This is a genomic window from Streptomyces sp. NPDC005784 (assembly GCF_042871525.1).
Lineage (GTDB): Bacteria > Actinomycetota > Actinomycetes > Streptomycetales > Streptomycetaceae > Streptomyces.
Genome location: NZ_JBIAIQ010000007.1, coordinates 303,663 through 319,121 on the forward strand (window position 1 = coordinate 303,663; position 15,459 = coordinate 319,121).

General features: G+C 69.7%; 15 protein-coding genes and 2 pseudogenes. 6 read left to right on the top strand and 11 right to left on the bottom strand.

Features of this window, described 5'->3' with window-relative positions:
- Nucleotides 1-49 precede the first annotated feature (49 nt).
- Nucleotides 50-820, bottom strand: coding sequence for a peptidoglycan-binding domain-containing protein (locus tag ACFYR3_RS15510; RefSeq protein WP_355840417.1), 771 nt, complete (start codon nucleotides 818-820; stop codon nucleotides 50-52).
- Nucleotides 821-1,233: 413 nt separating this feature from the next.
- Between ACFYR3_RS15510 and ACFYR3_RS15515 the strand changes: the two genes are divergently transcribed.
- Both ACFYR3_RS15515 and ACFYR3_RS15520 read left to right on the top strand, forming a co-directional pair.
- Nucleotides 1,234-1,914, top strand: a complete 681-nt coding sequence (locus ACFYR3_RS15515; protein WP_355840418.1) for a DUF6445 family protein — start codon at nucleotides 1,234-1,236, stop codon at nucleotides 1,912-1,914.
- Nucleotides 1,915-2,121: 207 nt separating this feature from the next.
- Nucleotides 2,122-2,481 carry a luciferase family protein gene (locus ACFYR3_RS15520; protein ID WP_355840419.1) on the top strand — a complete coding sequence of 120 codons (360 nt, stop codon included), beginning with the start codon at nucleotides 2,122-2,124 and terminating at the stop codon, nucleotides 2,479-2,481.
- A 217-nt stretch (nucleotides 2,482-2,698) separates the two neighbouring features.
- Here the strand turns inward: ACFYR3_RS15520 and ACFYR3_RS15525 are convergent, their stop codons facing one another.
- Nucleotides 2,699-3,634 carry a hypothetical protein gene (locus ACFYR3_RS15525; protein WP_389283306.1) on the bottom strand — a complete coding sequence of 312 codons (936 nt, stop codon included), beginning with the start codon at nucleotides 3,632-3,634 and terminating at the stop codon, nucleotides 2,699-2,701.
- Nucleotides 3,635-4,177: 543 nt separating this feature from the next.
- On the opposite strand from ACFYR3_RS15525, the gene ACFYR3_RS15530 reads away from it, so the two are divergent.
- Entirely contained in the window at nucleotides 4,178-4,909 is a 732-nt protein-coding gene (locus ACFYR3_RS15530; RefSeq protein ID WP_389283332.1) for a TetR family transcriptional regulator, read from the top strand.
- A 183-nt stretch (nucleotides 4,910-5,092) separates the two neighbouring features.
- The gene (locus ACFYR3_RS15535) at nucleotides 5,093-5,467 is read left to right on the top strand and encodes a Zn-ribbon domain-containing OB-fold protein (protein WP_389283334.1); all 375 of its coding nucleotides are present in this window, start codon (nucleotides 5,093-5,095) and stop codon (nucleotides 5,465-5,467) included.
- A 149-nt stretch (nucleotides 5,468-5,616) separates the two neighbouring features.
- On the opposite strand, the gene ACFYR3_RS15540 is transcribed toward ACFYR3_RS15535, so the two are convergent.
- The 5 genes and pseudogenes from ACFYR3_RS15540 to ACFYR3_RS15560 all read right to left on the bottom strand — a co-directional run bounded on the left by ACFYR3_RS15540 (nucleotide 5,617) and on the right by ACFYR3_RS15560 (nucleotide 9,565).
- Entirely contained in the window at nucleotides 5,617-6,429 is an 813-nt protein-coding gene (locus tag ACFYR3_RS15540; protein WP_389283307.1) for a pectate lyase, read from the bottom strand.
- Between the two features lie 82 nt (nucleotides 6,430-6,511).
- The gene (locus ACFYR3_RS15545; protein ID WP_389283309.1) at nucleotides 6,512-7,489 is read right to left on the bottom strand and encodes a polysaccharide lyase family 1 protein; all 978 of its coding nucleotides are present in this window, start codon (nucleotides 7,487-7,489) and stop codon (nucleotides 6,512-6,514) included.
- Between the two features lie 471 nt (nucleotides 7,490-7,960).
- Entirely contained in the window at nucleotides 7,961-8,347 is a 387-nt protein-coding gene (locus tag ACFYR3_RS15550) for a PPOX class F420-dependent oxidoreductase (protein ID WP_355840424.1), read from the bottom strand.
- Between the two features lie 76 nt (nucleotides 8,348-8,423).
- A pseudogene (locus ACFYR3_RS15555) lies at nucleotides 8,424-8,890 on the bottom strand (RNA-guided endonuclease TnpB family protein); the annotation flags it as partial.
- A gap of 39 nt (nucleotides 8,891-8,929) precedes the next feature.
- A complete protein-coding gene (locus tag ACFYR3_RS15560; RefSeq protein ID WP_389283311.1) occupies nucleotides 8,930-9,565 on the bottom strand; it encodes an HAD family acid phosphatase in 636 nt (211 codons plus the stop codon).
- Between the two features lie 252 nt (nucleotides 9,566-9,817).
- Between ACFYR3_RS15560 and ACFYR3_RS15565 the strand changes: the two genes are divergently transcribed.
- Nucleotides 9,818-11,170 carry an NAD(P)/FAD-dependent oxidoreductase gene (locus ACFYR3_RS15565; protein ID WP_389283313.1) on the top strand — a complete coding sequence of 451 codons (1,353 nt, stop codon included), beginning with the start codon at nucleotides 9,818-9,820 and terminating at the stop codon, nucleotides 11,168-11,170.
- 238 nt (nucleotides 11,171-11,408) lie between these two features.
- On the opposite strand, the gene ACFYR3_RS15570 is transcribed toward ACFYR3_RS15565, so the two are convergent.
- Nucleotides 11,409-12,182, bottom strand: coding sequence for a type 1 glutamine amidotransferase domain-containing protein (locus ACFYR3_RS15570; RefSeq protein ID WP_356780903.1), 774 nt, complete (start codon nucleotides 12,180-12,182; stop codon nucleotides 11,409-11,411).
- A gap of 161 nt (nucleotides 12,183-12,343) precedes the next feature.
- Between ACFYR3_RS15570 and ACFYR3_RS15575 the strand changes: the two genes are divergently transcribed.
- On the top strand, nucleotides 12,344-13,738 hold the full coding sequence (locus tag ACFYR3_RS15575) for a S1 family peptidase (RefSeq protein ID WP_389283315.1): 1,395 nt from the start codon (nucleotides 12,344-12,346) through the stop codon (nucleotides 13,736-13,738).
- Nucleotides 13,739-13,874: 136 nt separating this feature from the next.
- Here the strand turns inward: ACFYR3_RS15575 and ACFYR3_RS15580 are convergent, their stop codons facing one another.
- From ACFYR3_RS15580 to ACFYR3_RS15590, 3 genes and pseudogenes are all read right to left on the bottom strand, one after another.
- Nucleotides 13,875-14,063, bottom strand: a complete 189-nt coding sequence (locus tag ACFYR3_RS15580; protein ID WP_355840429.1) for a hypothetical protein — start codon at nucleotides 14,061-14,063, stop codon at nucleotides 13,875-13,877.
- A 71-nt stretch (nucleotides 14,064-14,134) separates the two neighbouring features.
- Complete coding sequence (locus ACFYR3_RS15585; protein WP_355840430.1) at nucleotides 14,135-14,830, bottom strand: L,D-transpeptidase; 696 nt, start codon at nucleotides 14,828-14,830, stop codon at nucleotides 14,135-14,137.
- A gap of 154 nt (nucleotides 14,831-14,984) precedes the next feature.
- A pseudogene (locus ACFYR3_RS15590) lies at nucleotides 14,985-15,365 on the bottom strand (SDR family oxidoreductase); the annotation flags it as partial.
- Between the last annotated feature and the right edge of the window lie 94 nt (nucleotides 15,366-15,459).

The window sequence follows — 15,459 nt, forward strand, 5'->3', positions numbered from 1 at the left end:
GGCCGGGGCGGGGGGAGCGACCGTCACCGCGCCGCCCGCCCCGGCCGTTTCAGGGGGCCGCCGTCCTGGATTCCAGGTCGGCCCGGGTGTCATTGCCGTAGACGCCGGACTCGTCGCCCCGGATGCCGTACCAGAGCTGGAAGCGGGCGACGGCCGCGGCGAGCGTGGCGTCGTAGGTGCCGCTGGTGCTGCCGTGGTCGTACACGTTCGGGATGTGGAGCAGGCGTTGCTGAAGGGCCGTCACCTCGGGGCCGCTGTCACCCTCCCGGAGAGTGCCGGCGCCGTCCGGATCGGTGGCGCCCCCCGAAGCGCGGTCGGCCGGCGCCGTCGAGGCGTTCACTCCGGCTCCCGCCGGGGACGCGTCGTCCCGGCTCGCGCCCGGCACCAGGAGGGCGAGGGCGAAGCCGATCAGGGCCGCCGCGACGACGGCGACCGTGATCGCGGCGCGGCGCAGGCCCGCACCGCGCCCGAGGCCGTGCGCTCCTCCGGGTCTCTTTACGTAGGGCTGTGCGCTTCCGGTGGCGGGTCCGTCGGCCGCGTCGGCTCCGTCCGCCCGTGGCGCGTCGGCCGTGTAGTCCTCCCCCGCCGGGACCGGGGGCAGTTCCTCTGTCTCGTCCTCCTCGGGGACGGGCAGCAGCCGTACAGCGGCCGCGGGCGCGGCGATCGACTCGTAGTCCTCGTCCGCCTCCGTCATCCCCTCCTTCTCGCGCACCTGCCGCAGCAGCTCCGCCAGGGACTCGGAGCGGCGGCGGCGCTCGATGTGAGTGGGTTCGATCACTGAGCGCCCGGTGGACTTCCCGCGTTCGGGCCGTGTCGACACACTGCTCTCCTTCCGTACACGCGGTCTCCCGCCGTCCCTGTGCAGTGATACGGGGCTGCGGGCCCGGACGTTCAGCGCGCCGACGCACCTCGATGATCACCGTCGGGCCGGGCCGACCACCGCCCCACGACTCAGGCTCGCGGGGCGAACTCGGTTGAGCTCAGGTCACGTCGACGGCCTACGAACTCGTTTGAGCTCAAGTCACGTTGACGGCCTACGAACTCGTTTGAGCTCAAGTCACGTTGACGCCTGCGAACTCGGCTCGTCTCAGGTCACGTTGACGGCCGGGGGATCGCACACAGGTCATTGCGGACGCGGAGGCCCTCACCATGGACAATCCATGAAGCCGAGTTGGCGGAAGGTTGACCAAATCCCTGGAGATCGCTGACGGACCCGTCTATAGGGTCGGCCGCATGCCCCCACAACCTCCGAGAACACCGGCGTTGCCGGTCCTCCCCTATCGGAAACCCACCCGTGACCGGGACTACTGGGTCTTCGACAACGTACTGCCCGACGCGGATGCCGTACGGGCCCGGTGCGTCGGCAAGGACGACTGGGTCAAGGGCCATCCGTACACCTCGGAGAGCTGGCCGGGTCTGCGGACGATGCCCGGGCTGGAACCGGACGAATTGACGCGCGTAGAGCGACTGGTGAAGAAGGCCACCGGTGCGCAGAAGCTGTGGCAGCAGTCGACTCCGTCGGGCGCCACGCTCAACCACAACTGCGTCCAGGTCGTCGGCAAGGACGAGGGTGAACCCCGTCCCCACACGGACTCCCGAGCCCTGTGCCGCTACGCCGCGGTGCTCTATCTGAACCCGAACGTCCCCAAGGACTGCGGAACGAGCTTCTTCCGGCAGAGCCTGCCCGGCGGCCGGCTGGGCGGCAACGTCGTCGTCGCACCGCACAACAACCTGGTCGAAGCCCTCGGTACGCGCTTCGTACCGCCGGACTCCTTCATCGAGGACATCAGTGTCCCGCACCGCTTCAACCGGCTGCTCCTCTACAACGCCAACCTGATGCACAGCGCCACCGACTACTGCGGGACCACCATGGAGGACAAACGGATGACCGCCGTCTTCTTCTGGATGGCGTGATCCGGACCGGCCGCAGGGCCGGCTCCCAGCGTCAGGCGCGGCCCCGGGCCATGGAGTCCGGGGCCGCTCTCCTTTGCCCTGGGCCGGATCGGGCAGATGAGGAACGGCTGCAATTTCGGGGCGAAAACCGGACATTCCCAGACTGCGGAGGGATTACATCTCCCCGAAGTCCTGGTGGCCGGGAGGTGTGCTCGTCATGATGGGCGCATGACCTTGGCCTCCAGAGCCATGACGCGACTGGCCAACTGGCCCGACCTCGCGGAGTCCCTGCCGAGTTGCGGCACGGGACGAGCGCTGTGCGCGGCTCAGTGCGAGATCGTCCACTTCCACTCGGACCACGATGTCGACCTGCACCTCACGGACCGGGCGATCCGGCGCTTCGAGGACCACCTCAAGACCTCCACGGCGATCCGCATGGTGCCCGGCTCCCGCTGGGTGACCATCCATCTCGAAGTCGACTCGGACATCGACCTCCTGCTGACCCTGGTGAGCGTCGCCCTGCAGGCCCATCTGAACGGGCACATGACGGGCGCCGACATCTTCTCGGCGGACTGCAACGACCGCTGACCGACCAGGTCGAAATCCGCCGAGGACCGTGCCGGCCCTGTCCGGAACGTCGCGGTCGAACGCTCCTCGCGCTGTCGGCCGGACCTGGAAGCCGGACCGGAAGCCGGGGCGGTCACCCCGGAACGGCCGGCAAGGACACGGACGAGCCCCGGCACTCGCGCGGGAAGCGAGTACCGGGGCTCTTCACCGGGTCATCGGGGGGCGATGACCCAGCGCGTCAGGCGCGGGTGCCCGTCGCGCGCCGACGGCGGGTGGCGACGGTGATCGCGGCACCGGCCGCGAGGACGGTCACGGCCGCGCCCGCGATCGGCAGGGTGTTGCCGCCACCGGTCTCGGCGAGACCGCCGGACGGAGTCGACCCGCCGCCGTTCGGCGAGGGGGCGGCCGGCGTGGCCGACTCGGGGGCGGACGGGGCCGCGGACGTCTCGGGAGCCGAGGGCGTCGCCGGAGGCGCCGGAGTCGCGGGCGAAGACGAGGCCGGAGTACCCGGTGTCTGCGCGGGCGACGTCGAGGCCGGCGGGGTCTCCGGGGTGGTCGGCTGCGCGGTGCAGTCCTTCTTCCCGCCGTTCCACGCCATGATGAGCTTGTCCTTGATGACCGCGTGGTCCGGCCCCGCCGGCAGGTCACCGTGCTCGAAACCGTCCTGGGCGTCACGCTTGCCGTCGAACTTGACGGCCCCGCGGTACAGGTCGATCTGCGCGAAGCAGCCGGCGTCGGGCACCGAGATGTCGAGGGAGTCGGTGGCCCCCGACTTCACCGAGACCGTGTCGAAGTCGTGGAAGACCTGGACTCCTGAGGTCTTGAAGGTGTCGCCGTGCGTGCGGTACGCGGCCAGCGAGGCGGTGCAGTTGCCGGCGTCGTCCGCGGCGCGGACCTTGATGTGAACCTTGCCGTCGTCGGTCGGCTTCAGGTTCTCGTCGTCGACCCGGACGGAGTCGTAGAAGTGCGTACCGTCCAGGGAGAACTGGCAGCGGTCGGTCGCGGTCGCCGTACCGGCTCCCTGCCCGGGGGCGAAACCGCTGCCGGTCTTGTCCCAGCCGTCACCGCCGGGCTTGTCGGTCGCCGACGCGGTCGTGGTGACCGCACAGAGAGCGAACGCCGCCGCGCCCGTCCCCAGCAGGCAGCGAAGGGTGACACGTCTCGCTTTGGACATGCGGATCCCATCCTGATGATGCGAGACCCGGTCGACGGCAGCGGGGCAGCACTCGGCAGCCTGGGGCCGTCCCGGGGATGAGTGGTCGAAGAACGCTGGACCCCTTGGTCATGTGGGCCAGCTCGACCACATATTCGATCACTGCCTACGGGCTGTCAACTTCGCTGCACACGCCAGGACTTCACGAGTGAACACGAATCAGCCACATGAGGAATCGCGTGCTCCGAGGCGGCCGGCCCAGCGGGGAGACGACAGGTGCCACAGGCAGGCGACTGGCGGCAGGCGGCAGGCGGCAGGCGGAATGACCTTCGAGACAGGTTCGACGAGCGCGGCCGGGCGCTGGCGCCTCGCGAAGGCGGCCCGGCACGGACACCTCGCGAAGGCGGCCCGGTGCCGGATGTGATCCCGGGATCGTTCAGGGCACTCAGTTCCCTCTTCGGAGCGCACCGAGTGCCACCTCCTCGGCTTCGATGCTAGTTTCCGACCATGAACGAGGCACCGGGGCGCCGCGAGCCCGCCGACGCGACCACCGTCAAACCACCGATGCGGGACGCCCTGGTGGGAGCCGCTTTCCAGCTCTTCCTGGAGCGCGGCTACGAGGAGACCACGGTCGACGACATCGTGGCGCTGGCAGGCGTCGGCCGCCGTTCGTTCTTCCGCTACTTCCCCTCCAAGGAGGACGTGGTCTTCCCCGACCACGAGCGCTGCCTGGCCGACATGACGGCGTTCCTGAGCGAGGAGGCCGACACGGACGACCCGGTGCAGCGCGTCTGCGACGCCGCCCGGCTCGTCCTGCGCATGTACGCCGAGAACCCGACGTTCTCCGTCCAGCGCTACCGCCTCACCAAGAAGGTCCCGGGCCTGCGCGCGTACGAACTGTCGGTCGTCTGGCGGTACGAACGTGCCCTCGCCGAGTATCTGCGCCGGCGCTCCGCCGGGGCCCGCGAGGACACGCTGCGCGCCGATGTCGTCGCGGCGGCGGTGGTCGCCGCACACAACAACGCCCTGCGCTCCTGGCTGCGTTCGGACGGAACGGGGGATGCCGAAGTGGCGGTCGATCGAGCGCTCGGGTACGTGCAGAACACGTTCGGCTCCTCACCCGCCGAACCGGCGCATCAGGAGCCCGAGGGGCCGGAGGAGCCGGAGGAGCCGGAGGAGCCGGAGGAGCCGGAGGAGCCGGAGGAGCCGGAGGACGTGGTGGTCGTCGTCTCGCGGCGCGGAGCACCCTTGTGGCGCGTGGTCCAGGAGATCGAGTCGGCCCTCGGACGGGACTGAGCGGGAGCCGAACCGTTCGCACCCTCCTTCAATTTTGAGGGTACGCAGTGCCTTTACTGGTGACACTGAGTGCCATAACCTGTGATCGTGCACGGCGATCCGCGCACATCGGATTCCGGCTGAGCGCAGGGAGATGGCATCGTGTACCACCCAGGAATCGCTCTTCACCCGGGCATCGGCCCCGTGACGGACGTGTTCGACACCGGTTCCGCGGAGCCGACCGGGGACGTACTGCTCTTCCAGCGGTGCCACTGGTGCGCCACCGCCATGTACAACCGCCTCCTCTGTCCCGTGTGCGCGGGCAGCGACCTGCGGACGGAAGCGAGCGCCGGCACAGGCGTCGTGCGCCACTCCACGGTGATCCACCGCAACACCCCGGCGGCCCGCAACGTCTCCCTCATCGAGATGGCCGAGGGTTTCACGGTACGGGGCCGGGTCATGGGATCGCCCGCCACCGTCCACAGCGGCGACCGGGTCCAGCTCTCCACCGCCCAGGATCCGGTGCGCCGCCAGCCGGTCTTCCAGCTCGTCGACGGCCCTTACGGCGGCTGGAACTGAGAACGGCGGACGGTCCGCACCGCATGCCGCCGTCCGCCCGGGCCCCGCGATGGCGGGCCGATGCGCCGATGCGCCGCGAACGGACAGCCGTGTGCGGCTGAACGAACCGGCATGCGGGACCGGTCCGTTCAGCCGCCGGGCGACGACCGTCAGCTGTAGGTGATGTCGGACGTCGCGTACTTGCAGTAGGTGCTGTCGGGGCCGCTGCCGTTCGTCGTCGGCTCCGCCCCGGTGTTGTTCCCGATGTACTTCTGACAGGGGACGATCTTCTTGCTGCTGTCCCCGACGATCTTGATGGACTTGAGGGTCGCGCTGTCGCCGTAGTTGGTGTTGATGCCGACGAGCTTGCTTCCCTTGTAGGTCGCCTCGATGGTGTTGAGATTGATCGTCCGCTTGTACTGCGTCTTGCAGTTGCCGCAGGACCGGACGAACGTGCCGAAGGCCTGCACCGCGAAGTTCGACACGTTCAGCGTTCCGGCGCCGTTGAACTGGAACACCTTGTCACTGGCCTCCTTCGCGCCACCGCCGCTGACGGTGTAGACGTTGGACGACGAGGAGCCGAGGAATGTCGCCGCGTCCTCGCCGACGTCCTCCCACCAGACGTTCTGCAGCGTGCAACTGCCCAGGCAGTGAATGCCGTCGGCGGCGGGCGCGCCGATGATGACGTTCTTCAGGACGGTTCCCGCGGCCAGTTCCAGGATCGGCCCCTGGTCCTCGTCCTGGCTGTCCGACCCCAGGTCGCCCGTGCCGTAGAGCCGCTTCATCCCGTAATCCTTGGTACCGGAGACCGAGATGGTGGAGGAGACGGCCTGACTGCCGGTCGCGGTGGGCCAGGTGGCGGCGCTCGCCGGCGTCAGAGCGCCGTCTGCCATCACCATGGCGGCCGAGAGGCCGAGCGCGGCGAGGGTGCCGGTGAGGGCGCGCGCCCGGGCGCGTGGGCGTGGGCGTGCTGATGACGTCATGTCCCGATGCCTTCTTCCAGGTGGGGTGGTCGGGTAAGCGTGGTGAGGTGGGCCGGGTGGGAATGCTCGATGGCGAAGGCCGTCAGAGCTTTCCGGTGCCCGCGCCCGACATCACCGAGGCGACGACGGTCGAAGCCGGCTCGGCGGTATAGCTGTAAGGCGGCTTCGTGAACGTGCCGACCTGCGAGATCTCGGTGGCGGCTCCGCCGAGGTCGTTGCCGGTGAGGTTGGCGTAGCCGTCCACGTCGCTGTCGCGGTTCGTGGTGACGGCGACGGACGTGCTCCGGAAGACGTTGTTCTCGACGAGCATCTGTGCGCCCATGCGGGAGTGCACGGCGATGTCGGCACCGACGACGTAGTTGTCGTAGAAGTGTCCGGTGCCGAAACGCAGGCTGGGGGTGCGGGAGTTGACGTTGTTGAACCAGTTGTGGTGGTACGTCACCCGCAAGTGCCCGGTGTCCTCACTGGCGTTGCTGTCGCTGTGGCCGACGAGGGAGCCCTTGTAGTGGTCCTTGAAGGTGTTCCAGGAGAGCGTGACGTAGTCGGAGGCGTGGGTGATGTCGACCAGGCCGTCGTAGTAGTCCTTGCCGTGGTCGAGGTCGGACGAGAAGGCGTTGTGGTCGATCCACACCTTCGTCGAGGCCTGGACGGTGATGCCGTCGGCGGGCGCGACCGGCTTGCTGATGTTCAGGTTGCGGACGACGACGTTGGTGACCTTCTTCAGGCGCAGTCCGCCGCCGGTGAACCCGGACGCCGAACCGACGCCCAGGACGGTGGTGTTGGAGCCGATGTCGACCTGGCCGCTGAGCGAGATCAGACCGCTGACCTTCACGACCTTGGCCGTGTCACCGGTGACGGCGGTCTTGAACGCGGCGAGCGTCGTGACGGTGACGGCGGTCGCGCTGCCGCCGCCGGTGGTCCCGGCGCCGAAACCGACCGGCGTGGTCTCCGCGGCTCCGGCCGACTGCGGCAGGACGAGTGCCGTGGTGACCGCCAGGGTGGCGGCCCCGGCTGTCAGCAGGGCGAGGCGGGAGCGCTTGAGTGGGGGGCGAGTACGCATGGGGGTGTCCCTTCGGAGTTGACGTGAGCCAGATACACGAACTACGTCCCTGTATCTGAACGGCGCATGGCGTGCGGCACGACATATACGAACTGAACGCGGGCCGGGGACGGCGACTTGCCCAGGTGGTGCGGCTCGGAGATCTGATGTCTCGTATACGAGATGTCACACACGGGTCACGCTGCTGAACGGGAACGTAAACGGTAAGCGCTTTCTAGTCAACGCTTCCCACAGAACACATCCGGCCAACTCACGAACCAGATGGACAACCCACACCCCGACGAACCGGGCCGGCCGTCCTTGCGCGCGCCGCCGCCTGCCCGTCCCCGAGCGCCGCGGCCTGCACTGCGGCTCGCCCCGGAAAGCCGAAAGCGGTCGTACGGGGGGTTCCGATGTGAGGGACCCCCCGTACGACCGCGGAACTCACGCGGTCACGACGTCACAGAGAGACGGTGCGACGGTGCGACGGCGTCACGAAGACAGGGTGATGCGGATGCCGACCGTGCCGCTGTCGCCGCGGCGCAGCCGGCTGCCGAACAGGGTGAGACGGCCCATCACCCCGTACTTGCGGGCGATGAGCTTGCGGTAGTGGGCGGTCTGCGCTGCGTCGACGATCTCGGCCGTGGCGGGGACCGGCTCCCCTGTGGGCCTGCCGCGCACGTCGCACGGGCCGACCATGACGTCGGCCCGGTTGCGGATGCGCTTCACCTTCCAGCTGTCCGCGACGGTCCAGGCGCCGAGCGCCGTACCGTCCGGCACCACCCACACCGGCGTGGCCACCCCCGTACCGTTCTTGCGATAGCTGGTGATCAGCAGGTACTTGCCCGATCCCAGTGCGTCCAGCGAGGCTTCGTCCATGGCCGCAGTTTGACATCCTCCCGGGTCCAAAGGCTTGGGACTCCCGCCTGCTCCCGCACAAGCCGTGTGGGTCGCTTCGGGTGGTTCCTGCTTCACCGCGCTGTGCGGGCACGGGTGCCCGTCCTACCTGCGCTCCACAGGCTGTTGCCGCCAGTCCGGCGGCCCTGGCGACGTTGACCGCCGCATCTGTGTCCCGGTCGAGGACGGTCCCGCACGCTCCACACGTCCACATGGGGACGTGGAGGGGCTTGGGTCCGTCCTTGACGCCGCATGCGAGCAGACCTGGGAGGTCGGCTCGAACCGGCCGATCCGGTGGAACTGCCGCCCGTACCGGGCGGCCTTGTACTCCAGCATGGTCACGAACGCCGACCAGCCGACGTCGTGGACGGACTTGGCGAGGCGGGTGCGGGCAAGTCCTTTGGCACACAGGTCCTCGACGGCGATCGCTTGGTTCTTGCGGATCAACTTCGTGGAGAGCCGGTGGTGGAACTCACGCCGCGCGTCGGCCACGCGGGCGTGTGCGCGGGCGACCTTGGGTAGGCGGACCCGTCCGCCTACCCCACGGCCCCCGAGCCGTCCGGGTCAGGACAGCTGACCGTCGTAGTCCGGCAGCTTGAACGTGCGCTCGGCGTGGCCGCCGACCAGGTCGGTGGTGTTGTTGCCGACGTTGGCGATGATCGTGTAGCCGAGGGACTCGATCTCTGCGCGCTTGCCGGTCTTGTAGGCGCCGACCTCGTCGAAGAGGTCCGGCAGGTCACGCACGTAGAGTCCGTCGACCGGGTAGCCGACGTTCTTCAGGTTCCACTTCGTCTCACTGGCGATGATGCCCGGACGAGCGGTCACGAAGAAGACGGCGACACCGCGGGAGTGCGCGTAGCGGGCGAGCGCCAGCGACGCCTTGACCGCCGGGGTGGGCAGCTCGTACCAGGGGTGGAAGTTCGTCTCCAGCGTGGTGTTGTCGATGTCGAAGACGACCGCGAGCTTCTGGCCGCCGGCGTTCGCGGTGCGCTGCTGGACGTACGGCACCGCCTGATCGATGACGGCCTGGACATCGACCTGCCAGGTGGCGTAGTCGACACCGGCCGTCGCGGACGTGCTCGCCACCGCCTGGACCGGGGCCGCGGCGGCGGACCCGGCCGCGGTGACCGTCCCTCCGATCCCCAGCGCCACGACCGCCGACACCACGCCCATCCGGCGCGCCACACCAAGTCCTGTCATGCCTGTCCCCTTTTCAGATCTGTTGGCCGAGTCCGCACATCGCGACGGCGACGGCGACGGCGCCTGGTCACGGGACCGTCGTCGCGGCAGACATGATCCTGGCAGCGCGTGTACGGAGGGGGAAGAGGTAGTTACTGATCGGTAGAGATCGTGCTTCACGCAACTCGGGGTACCCGCGGTGCAGTGGCAGACGTCCGTGACCCGTGTGAGCCTGGGGCTAGCGGCTGGCACCAGTGGAAAGAGGCTGCTCGGATGCAAGGACCTAACATCATCATCGTCGGCGCGGGTTTCGCCGGAGTCGAGGCCGCCCGGGGCCTCGAACGGACGCTCACCCCCGGCGAGGGCCGGATCACCCTGATCAGCCCCACCGACTACCAGTTGTATCTGCCGCTGCTGCCGCATGTCGCCGCCGGTGTCGTCACTCCCCAGTCGGTGGCACCCTCGCTGCGCCGGATCCTGCGTCGCACCGCACTGGTGCCGGGCGGGGTGATCGGTGTCGATCCCGGGGCGAAGGTCTGCGTCGTCCGCAAGATCACCGGGGACCTCGTCGACCTGCGCTACGACTATCTGCTCCTCACTCCGGGGAGCGTCACCCGCACCTTCGACATCCCCGGCCTCGCGGACGAGGCGCGCGGCATGAAGACGCTCGCCCAGGCCGTGTATCTGCGCGACCATGTGATCGCCCAACTCGACCTGGCGGCGGCCACGTCGGACGACGACGAGCAGGCGGCGCGGCTTCAGTTCGTGGTGGTCGGCGGCGGATACGCGGGCACGGAGACGGCGGCCTGTCTGCAGCGCCTGACCACCGCGGCGGCCAAGCGCTACCACCCCCGCATCGACCCCGGCCTCATCAAGTGGCATCTGGTCGACGTCGCCCCGAAACTCCTGCCCGAACTGGGCGACAAGCTGGGCCTGAGCGCGCTGCGGATGCTGAGCGACCGCGGTGTGCGGATCTCGCTGGGCACGTCCGTGGCCTCCGTCACCAAGGACGAGGTCACCCTCACCGACGGGCGGGTGCTGCCCTCGCGGACACTGGTGTGGACCGCCGGCGTCGCGGCGAGCCCCCTGGTCGACTCACTGGGCGCCGAGACCGTGCGCGGGCGGATCGTCACCGAGCCCGACTTCAGGGTGCCGGGGCTCGACGGGGTGTTCGCGCTGGGTGACGCGGCGGCGGTGCCCGACCTGGCCAAGGACGACGGCTCCCCCTGTCCGCCGACCGCCCAGCACGCGGCCCGGCAGGGCCGGCACGCCGCCAAGGTCCTGGCGGCGAGACTGCGCGGGCAGCCCACCTTTCCGTACCGGCACCGGGACCTCGGACTGGTCGTCGACCTCGGCGGCCACGACGCCGTGTCCAAACCGCTCGGCATCGGCCTCAAGGGCGCGCCCGCGCAGGTCGTGGCCCGCGGATACCACCTGTACGCGCTGCGCACGGGTGCCGCCCGGTTCCGTACGAGCGCCAACTGGCTGCTCAACGCGGTCGCGGGCGACGACTTCGTCCGCACCGGCTTCCTCGCGGACCGCAAGGGAACCCTGCGGGACTTCGAGCGTACGGATGTGTATCTGACGCGGGACGAGGTGGCCGCGCGGACCCGCGCCCACGCTTAGGTGCGGCTGCTCGGACTCGGGCCCGCACGTAACTGTTGCCGCTAGGACCCGGGCCCGCAGCTAGGTGTTGCCGCACGGCCCCTGGCCCGCACGTAGCTGTTGCCGCTAGGACCCGGGCCCGCACGTAGGTGCTGGCGCTCGGACCCGGGCCCGCACAGGTGTTGCCGCTCGGACCCGGGCCCTCAGGTAGATGCTGGCGCTCGGACCCGGGTCCGCGGTCGGGTGTGGCCCGGACCCATCAGGTCGCGCCGCCCTCGCGGCCGGGTGTGCCCCGCAGCAGGGCGAGGTAGCGGCGGCCGAACAGATGGGCGTCCCCCGGCCAGCGGGCGGAGAGGTAGTGGCCGTCCTGGACGACGAAGGCATGGGTGTCGTCGGTGGCGGTACCGCGCCGGGTGAGCGTGCGCGGACCGCGTTCGAACGTCCCGCCCGGCTCGGTGAGGGCCGCCCTGACCTCGTCCTCGACATAGGCGGGGTAGGTGCGGTAATAGCGTCCGAGACGCCAGGCCGTGGTGAAGTACGCCGTCCGTTCCATGTACTTCGGCAGACAGGTCGTACGGCGGTCGGCCAGGACACTGCGGCCGGTGGCGGGGTCCTGGGCACGGGCCAGGACGAGGACGCCGTGACAGATCGCGCCGACGGGCCGCCGCAGGGTCCAGAACCGGGCGATCTGCCGTTGCAGCGGCACCGATCCGAGGTATTGCCGCATGCCCGGCGCGTGTCCGCCCGGGAGCAGCAGTCCGTCGAACTCCCCCACGTCCAGGTCGGCCCAGGAGACGGTGGCCCGGAACGCGGCGGACTCGGTCAATTCCCCGTAGAAACGGCGGGGTTCCGGCTCCGCGCCGAGCTGTCCGAACAGTACGCCCGTCAGCAGCCGCGGGTCCGCCTCCGGCCGGGTGCCCGCGCGCTCGGTGGCGAAGACGACGTCGTGGCCCTCCCGCGTCAACATCCGCCAGGGCACGGCGACTTCGGTGACGTCGAAGTCGTGGTCGGGGAGCGGGATCAGTACACGCATGCGCTCATCATGTCAGCCGGTTCCGACACGAACCGGCCACCTCTACGAGACCTCCCGGTGGTGGTGAACGCGCGGGCGTGGGCGCACGTATGAGTGGAGGGCCCTCGACCGGGGCCCTCGGCGGTGGTGACGCCGCTCATTACGGCTTCGGGAGCCCATGCATGAGGCACGCACGACGACGGATCGTCCGACGGGGGGCGCGCCTCGCCGCCGTCGGCGGGCTGCTCTGCGGAGGGTTCATGGTGACGCGCGCCATGGCGAGCGAACCGTCCGACGCGTCGCGTACCACGGCGAGTTCGGCGCAGACCGCAGCGAAGACAGGTGCCGGGCTCGTGTCCCAGCTGGGTACCTCGCGGACCGCCGGCAACTGGATCGCCGCCGACGGGCGTCCCGTGGTCGCGGTCACCGACGCGGACGCGGCGGACGCGGTGAAGCGGGCGGGTGCTCGCCCGAAGGTCGTGACGCACAGCATGCAGGACCTCAAGTCCGCAGCGCAGACTCTGAGTTCGGCGCCCCACGTGCCGGGCACGGCCTGGGCGGTGGACTACACGAAGAACGAGGTGGTGGTGCAGGCCGACAGCACGGTCTCCGCCACCGACTGGTCGAGCATGACGAAACTGGCGCACGGCATCGGCGATTCGGTGAAGATGCAGCGGACCCAGGGCACGTTCACCACGCGGGTGAACGGCGCACAGGCGATCTTCTCGACCGGCGGGCGCTGCTCGGCGGGGTTCAATGTGAGCAACGGGCAGAGCGAGTTCATCCTCACGGCCGGGCACTGCGGCCCCGCCGGATCGGTCTGGTTCTCCGACAACACGGGCCGCCAGCAGGTGGGGCGCACGGTCACCACGGCGTTCCCCGGCAGTGACTTCTCCCTGATCCAGTACGACACCGGGCAGCAGACGTCGGCCGGGAGCAACGTCGTCGCCATCGGCGGCGGCAACGGCGTACGGATCAACGGCGCCGCCGATCCGACCGTGGGCCAGCGGGTCTTCCGCAGCGGCAGCACCAGCGGGCTGCACGACGGCAAGGTGACCGCGCTCAACGCGACGGTCAACTACCCGGAGGGCACGGTCACCGGACTGGTCGAGACCACGGTGTGCGCCGAACCGGGCGACAGCGGCGGCCCGTTGTTCTCCGAAGGCATCGCGCTGGGCGTGACCTCGGGCGGCAACGGGGACTGCAAGAGCGGCGGTACGACGTTCTTCCAGCCGGTCACCAAGGCGCTGACAGCGCTGGGAGTGACGCTCGCGGGCCAGCCTCCGCAGGGCTCCGCCGGTGGTGCGGCCCGGCCGTCCCTCGCGCCCTCCACGTCGGCTTCGGCCATGGCGTCGCAGGGAGGAGCGCCGGGTGCGGCGGCACCGGGTGCGGTGGAGGCGGTGGGCAGTACGGGGACGGCCCAGACGTTCGTGTCCGAGCTCACCGACCCGCAGAACGTCGGCCCCGGCCTGCTCGTCATCGGGGGAAGCGTCATCGCGCTGGTGGCGACCCGCTTCATCCGTACCGAGCAGGACCGCAAGGCCTATCGGCGGCAGTATTCGCAGAGCTGGGGCTGAGCGGTTCGGAGTTGGGGCCGAGCGGCTCGGAGTCGAGTCCGGGTGACCGGAGTTGGAGCCGAGCCGCCGGAGGCCGGTGCCGAGGTCCGAGGCGGTGGCTCCCCTGGATCGGGGAGCCCGGCCGGGACGCGGAAGGTCAGGCGGCCCGCGTCGCCGACGACGGGGCGGCTTCCGCCCACTCGAGGACGAGGCGCTGGTACTCGCGCCGCTCTTCCATGCTCAGCGTCCCACCCGCCCGGAACCAGAGGGCCCGGATCTCCTCGTTGACTTCGGCAGCGGATCGCTGAGTGTCGTTGTCAAGAGTGGTGCACATGGCGTGAAGCATACGGTCCTTGACGTGAAGATGATGTGAGTAAAGGCTCATCAGGCGACATAACGGACCGTGAAGCTCGTCACTCAGGTGCCGGGCTTGCGACCGTACACGGCGACGTCGTCGCCGTTCTTGAGCAGCGACCAGTACTTCTTGGCCGTGGTCGGGGTCATGTTGACGCAGCCGTGCGAGCCGGGCGGGTTCCACATGCTGAGCCCCACCGAGTGGAAGGCCTGACCGCCGTCGAAGAACTGGCTGTACGGCATGGACACGTTGTAGATGGTCGAGACGTGGTCGATGTCACGCCAGTAGATCTTCTTGAGGCCGGTGCGGGTCTCGTAGCCGTCCCTGCCCGTGCGGACCGGGACCGGCCCGTAGACCAGCCGGCTGCCGTCCTGGATCCAGCTGAGCTGGAGCGTGAGGTTGACGCAGGCGATACGGCCCTTGTTCACGGGGCACTTGCCGTCCCGGTTGGGGTTGTTCCCCACGGCCTTCTGCTTGTTCATGAGATCCATCACGCCCCAGGTGACGGGTCCCGCGTACCCGATGTTCGGGGTGATGCCGTGCTTGGTCTGGAAGGCCTGGATCGCCTTGCAGTCGGCGGCGGACTGCCGGCCGTCGACGGGCCGCCCGAGGAACTTCTCCACCTGCTTCTGGTTCGGGCCGGTGGCCGTGGTGCAGCTCGCGGCCTGCGCGGGCGTCGACCCCAGTGCGAGGGTGAGCGGTGCGACCAGCCCGGTGAGCCCGAGCGCGACCGCTCCTCGTCTGCGTGTGTCCCCCATGGCGAGCCTTCCTGTCGTGTCCGTCTTCTGTCTGCCTACTAGACCGTGCTTGAGGGTATTTCGTTGTACGGCCGAAGAGGCCGGGACGAAACAGTGACATTCCTCGCCGGCACATCGACGCGGCCACGGACCGGGTGTTCGACGCGGTCCAGCGTCACTGCACTGAGCCGCGCGTCCGGACGTTCCCGCTCCCGGCGTCGCCGTCGCCGTCACCGTCGCCACCGTGCAACCTGACCGCCTGCCGGAACGCGGTGTTCACGCCGGTCAGGCCGCCGTCGACGCACAGGGTCGTGCCGGTGATCCAGGACGCGTCGCGGGAGGCGAGGAAGGCGACGGCGGCCGCGATGTCCTCCGGTTCACCGACCCGGCCCAGCGGATACAGCCCGGCCGCTACGGCGAGATCGTCCTCGCGGCCCTGCCAGGCCGTGGTGCGGACGGTGCCCGGCGCCACCAGGTTGACGCGGACACCCCGGGCGGCGGCGTGGCCGGCCAGGGTGCGGGTGAGCGACATCAGTCCCGCCTTGGCCGCGCTGTAGACACCTCAGGCGCCTAAGCTGTCAACCGGCAGCGGGCCGTGATCCGCTCCAGTCGAACACGCCGATGGTCAGTTGCTGGCGAAGGCGGACAGG

Bases quoted from the DNA above. Each gene is read 5' to 3' on its own strand.
- ACFYR3_RS15515 (WP_355840418.1), top strand. From the start codon at position 1,234: ATGCCCCCACAACCTCCGAGAACACCGGCGTTGCCGGTCCTCCCCTAT.
- ACFYR3_RS15520 (WP_355840419.1), top strand. From the start codon at position 2,122: ATGACCTTGGCCTCCAGAGCCATGACGCGACTGGCCAACTGGCCCGAC.
- ACFYR3_RS15525 (WP_389283306.1), bottom strand. From the start codon at position 3,634: ATGTCCAAAGCGAGACGTGTCACCCTTCGCTGCCTGCTGGGGACGGGC.
- ACFYR3_RS15530 (WP_389283332.1), top strand. From the start codon at position 4,178: ATGCGGGACGCCCTGGTGGGAGCCGCTTTCCAGCTCTTCCTGGAGCGC.
- ACFYR3_RS15540 (WP_389283307.1), bottom strand. From the start codon at position 6,429: ATGACGTCATCAGCACGCCCACGCCCACGCGCCCGGGCGCGCGCCCTC.
- ACFYR3_RS15545 (WP_389283309.1), bottom strand. From the start codon at position 7,489: ATGCGTACTCGCCCCCCACTCAAGCGCTCCCGCCTCGCCCTGCTGACA.
- ACFYR3_RS15550 (WP_355840424.1), bottom strand. From the start codon at position 8,347: ATGGACGAAGCCTCGCTGGACGCACTGGGATCGGGCAAGTACCTGCTG.
- ACFYR3_RS15560 (WP_389283311.1), bottom strand. From the start codon at position 9,565: ATGACAGGACTTGGTGTGGCGCGCCGGATGGGCGTGGTGTCGGCGGTC.
- ACFYR3_RS15565 (WP_389283313.1), top strand. From the start codon at position 9,818: ATGCAAGGACCTAACATCATCATCGTCGGCGCGGGTTTCGCCGGAGTC.
- ACFYR3_RS15570 (WP_356780903.1), bottom strand. From the start codon at position 12,182: ATGCGTGTACTGATCCCGCTCCCCGACCACGACTTCGACGTCACCGAA.
- ACFYR3_RS15575 (WP_389283315.1), top strand. From the start codon at position 12,344: ATGAGGCACGCACGACGACGGATCGTCCGACGGGGGGCGCGCCTCGCC.
- ACFYR3_RS15580 (WP_355840429.1), bottom strand. From the start codon at position 14,063: ATGCTTCACGCCATGTGCACCACTCTTGACAACGACACTCAGCGATCC.
- ACFYR3_RS15585 (WP_355840430.1), bottom strand. From the start codon at position 14,830: ATGGGGGACACACGCAGACGAGGAGCGGTCGCGCTCGGGCTCACCGGG.